Here is a 4,045-nt window from a genome sequence, read left to right as displayed (position 1 = left end):
TGTGTGAACATTATTCCCGGGATCTCTTCAGTTTATTGGTGGGAGGGTGAGGTTGAGTCTGATTCTGAAGTGCTGCTAGTAATCAAAACAACTACCGAGCTGATCTCTAAAGCAGAGCAGACTGTCACTAATTATCATCCCTACGATACCCCTGAATTTGTGGTACTAAGTACACAGCATGTCAACGAGCAGTATGCAGCTTGGCTTATTAATAATGTCGCTCTTGCCTAAAATCCGGTAATTTATGGCAATAGTTGGGATTATATCCTTATTCTCTATTCGCGATTCCCGATTCCCGATTCCCTAGCAGAAGGAAGCTATGTTTTTTTATAACTGATTATTTGAACATGATATAATTTCCTCCTGATCAAGTCCAGTGATATTAGCAACTTGTTCAATATCCATCCCTGATTTCAACAGATTGACTACAATTTGTTTCACTTGTTGCTGGGCTTGTTCTTTTTCTTCTAGAGCTTCGTCTGCTTTGGCTAGGGCTTGTTCTTTTGCTTCCCGTTCCTGTTCTGTATCCGTCAGAAGCCAATTTCCGGAACCATCACACCAGCGCAACCAATTACGAGTTATCCCCGCATACTCTCCCCACCACAATCCCACACCTATGTCTAGTTCTGGAATCCAAATCTGGGGTGGATCAGCTAAAATCCCTTGCTCTTGGTAACCAGCTCCGATTAATTTGAAAAACCGAATTTGGTTGGTATAGCGACTAAACACGAGATAATAAGGTACCCGTAATCGTTGCTGATAGACTTCCCACTTTGAAGGAATAGTTTGATGGGTAGGCTCACTGCTACTATTACTAGTTTTATTACTATCGTGTAGTTGAATCTTATCACTATTTCCAGCAACTCTTCTAGATGCTTCAGATTCTTGCTCTAGATTATCCCCTAAATCATCTTTTGCAGTTGTGGGTGACAGCAATTCTACAATTACAAAGGGATTAACTCCTTCTTGCCAAATTACATAGCTAGATCTAATATCAGTGCCCTCGTATAAACGGGGAACTCCCACTACTAAAAACCAATCTGGACGTTTATACCATTGAGGATGGCGCACATCATAGTAAAGATTTAAATCTGTACCAATAAATACTTCCTCAGAAGGGTAATACTGACAACGAAAGGTGCGACTTAATAATTCGGGTTGTAAATCGTGAAATTCGTCTGGCAAACCAGGTTCCTCCGGATTCTCACTCGGCAGATCATACATGGTAGGTAGGGTTTCTTTAGGAGAAGCAGGAGCTTCACTTTGGGGAATCCAGTTTTTAGTCATTTTTTTAGGGAATCGGGAATCGGGAATCGGGAATCGGGAATCGGGAATCGGGAATCGGGAACAGGAAATCGGGAATCGGTAATAGTAGGAAATACAGATTATTTTGGTTATTATAATTCAATTGAAATACATTGTTTTTTTTGAGTTTTTTTTAATGGCTAATATTATAGCGTTTATTATTATGATCAGGTACATTCAATTTTATTACCCCTGCTCCCTGCTCCCTGGTCCCTGCTCCCTAAAACCCAAGACTTTGCTCCTTACCTAATTGATATCTCCTATATGTTGTTTTCTAACCCAAGCCCTAAACGCCCGTAATGTTGCTGTTTCGCCATCAACTAAACTTTGGTTAATAAACCTAGGTATAGCATTCAAAGGCATCCAAGGGAAGGTTGGACTCTGATTTACTTGATTATAAATTAAAATCGGTTGTTGTAGCACAAAAACTTCTAAGTTTTGTCCATTATAACGCCACAATTCAGGGACACCAAGCGCTGCATAAATAGGACGCTTATCTAAAGAACCACTGGTTATATCGATTTCTAATACTAAATCAGGCGGTGGGTCATGATCTAAATTAATAGTTTGCTTATGTCTTACCAATGGCTCATTTTGGAGATAGTAACAGGAGTCAGGTTCTGCCCCTTTTAATCGTGTTTCTCGCTTAAGAGTCAAGGAGCCAAAGGTTTTGATAGTTAGATTTAACTCATCAGCGATCGCACCAATCAAGCGTTCAATAAAGCGGTTATTATTTTCATGGGGGCCTAAGGGAGTCATAATTTCTAATGTTCCGTCATCGTAAGCCAAGCGAGTGGAGCGGTCTTCTCCTAATTCTGTGAGTAATTGTTCAAATATCTGCCAACTGACATTTTTGCAAATTACCCGGTGTTCAGCCAGTTCATAATTTCCTGTGATCATGGTATAGGATTACCTCTTTAGGATTACTTTTATTGATAGCAGTGCTCAATTGGTTGAGTAACTTTTGTACTGGTCTTTAGGGAGTCGGGAGTCGGGAGCGGTGCGACCCGTGATGGCGAGGGATTGCTCGCCATCACGGAAAGCGCACCGAGGGAGTCGGGAATCGGGAGTAGTAGCAAAGGTATCAGAGTTTTTTTGAGTTATTCTAAATCAATTTTAATACATATTACTAAAAATAACTATAGTAGTTTATATTTTAAAATAGTTACTTTATTTTTAATTGATAGGGTTACTTTTTGAATGTTACTCTATAAGAGTATAGCGTTTATTATTCTGATCAGGTACAGTCAACTTTCTTCCCCCTGCTCCGAACGCGTAGCGTGGCCTACGGCCTCAGTCCCTGCTCCGAAGTCCCTATTCGAGGTTTATTTTAAGCACCTCAAGTAGCGTGAGCTTTTAGCTCACGGCTGACCGCTGAATGCTTGCTTTTTGACAAATGATTTAAGATTGCCATAGAAGCTGAAGGAAATGCGATCGCTATGATTGAAGAACAACCAATTACCGAAAGAACACTAGTACTAGAACCAGGTACATTGTGGCCGAAACTGAAAGCACAAACCCAACACGCTCTTGAATGTAAAGCACTCCACTCCATAGCGACAGAATACGAATTCGTAGAACAGGAGGGTATTCGCTTCCTGGTGCGGATTTTGTCTAATCTGGTATGGAAAGACAAAGCCAAGAAGAAGCAAGACGAAAAAACAGCTACTTCATCGAAGGATTTCAACCCTTTTCTTCCCTACGAACAAGATTTATTTGTAGCAGACCTTTCCGACACCCACCTGTGTCTGTTGAACAAATACAACGTAGTTGACCATCACCTGCTGATCATCACCCGTGCCTTCGAGGAGCAAGATACTTGGCTGACCTTGCAGGATTTTGCAGCTATGTGGGCATGTCTTGGGGAAATTGATGGCTTGGCTTTCTATAATGCTGGAAAGATTGGTGGTGCGAGTCAACGACACAAGCACTTGCAACTAGTTCCTCTGCCCCTAGCTCCTGAAGGAGTTAACATCCCGATCGAAAATGCGATCGCATCAGCTAACTTTCAGGACTCTGTTGGCACCATCCCAACCCTGCCCTTCATCCATGCTATTGCTGAGCTTGACCCTAGTTGGGTAAACTCTCCGTGGGATGCCGCTCAAGCCACCCTTGATTTGTACCATAGATTACTGAGTGCAGTGGGGTTGCCATGGAATAATGCCAATGGTAACAAGCAATCTGGTGCCTACAATCTCCTCGCCACAAGGCAATGGATGTTGCTTTTACCCCGTTCTCAACCAGATTTCCAGTCAATTGGGGTCAATTCCCTCGGATTTGCCGGAGCTCTCCTAGTCCGAAACCAAGAGCAAATGAAACGTCTGAAAGACCAAGGTCCAATGACAATTTTGAGAAACGTTGCTGTTACTTGGTAATTAAGGAAAGGGAACAGCGGATCTGGGAGTAGGGAGTAGGGAGTCGGGGTAAGAAACTTGAATGTACCTCATTAGGATAAAAAAAGCTATAATTGCCAATTTTAAGGTATTTCTTTTCAAGTATCCTTTTTATATTTTAGATTAGCGTTTATCGGAGTTATGAGGTACAGTCATCTTTGATGCTAATTCCCTTAAAACCATCTTTACTATAGCATTTCTAAATAGATCATGAGCAATCTTGATGATTGCTCATAACATCAAAAACTCTTTGGATCTCTTTCCTATTTCTCCCTGCTCCGAAGTCCCTACTCCCTACTCCCTACTCCCTACTCCCTACTCCCTACTCCCTACTACCTACTCCCTAC

Annotated in this window: 5 protein-coding genes; 3 read left to right on the top strand and 2 right to left on the bottom strand. The window is 41.8% G+C overall.

Annotated elements, in window-relative coordinates; translation table 11 throughout:
* On the top strand, window positions 1-231 hold a 231-nt coding region (gene cutA, locus F6K37_RS34010), incomplete at its 5' end, for a divalent-cation tolerance protein CutA (RefSeq protein WP_287255169.1).
* A gap of 96 nt (window positions 232-327) precedes the next feature.
* Here the strand turns inward: cutA and F6K37_RS34005 are convergent.
* Entirely contained in the window at window positions 328-1,287 is a 960-nt protein-coding gene (locus F6K37_RS34005; RefSeq protein ID WP_287255168.1) for a Uma2 family endonuclease, read from the bottom strand.
* 264 nt (window positions 1,288-1,551) lie between these two features.
* Window positions 1,552-2,205 carry a Uma2 family endonuclease gene (locus F6K37_RS34000; protein ID WP_287255167.1) on the bottom strand — a complete coding sequence of 218 codons (654 nt, stop codon included), beginning with the start codon at window positions 2,203-2,205 and terminating at the stop codon, window positions 1,552-1,554.
* A gap of 64 nt (window positions 2,206-2,269) precedes the next feature.
* Here F6K37_RS34000 and F6K37_RS33995 point away from each other — a divergent pair, with 64 nt between their 5' ends.
* Together F6K37_RS33995 and F6K37_RS33990 are read left to right on the top strand one after the other, a co-directional pair.
* Window positions 2,270-2,404, top strand: a complete 135-nt coding sequence (locus tag F6K37_RS33995) for a hypothetical protein (RefSeq protein WP_287255157.1) — start codon at window positions 2,270-2,272, stop codon at window positions 2,402-2,404.
* Between the two features lie 340 nt (window positions 2,405-2,744).
* Window positions 2,745-3,680 (top strand): ATP adenylyltransferase family protein, encoded by a 936-nt coding sequence (locus tag F6K37_RS33990; RefSeq protein WP_008186820.1) that lies wholly within the window; start codon window positions 2,745-2,747, stop codon window positions 3,678-3,680.
* Window positions 3,681-4,045 lie beyond the last annotated feature (365 nt).

The organism is Moorena sp. SIO4E2 (assembly GCF_010671945.1).
GTDB classification, from domain to species: Bacteria; Cyanobacteriota; Cyanobacteriia; order Cyanobacteriales; family Coleofasciculaceae; genus Moorena; species Moorena producens.
Note: the sequence above shows the minus strand (reverse complement) of the source record. Positions and strands in the feature narration are given on the sequence as shown.

What these genes read in the sequence shown, in the direction of transcription:
- F6K37_RS34005 (WP_287255168.1), bottom strand. Translation starts at nt 1,287, where the DNA reads ATGACTAAAAACTGGATTCCCCAAAGTGAAGCTCCTGCTTCTCCTAAA.
- F6K37_RS34000 (WP_287255167.1), bottom strand. Translation starts at nt 2,205, where the DNA reads ATGATCACAGGAAATTATGAACTGGCTGAACACCGGGTAATTTGCAAA.
- F6K37_RS33990 (WP_008186820.1), top strand. Translation starts at nt 2,745, where the DNA reads ATGATTGAAGAACAACCAATTACCGAAAGAACACTAGTACTAGAACCA.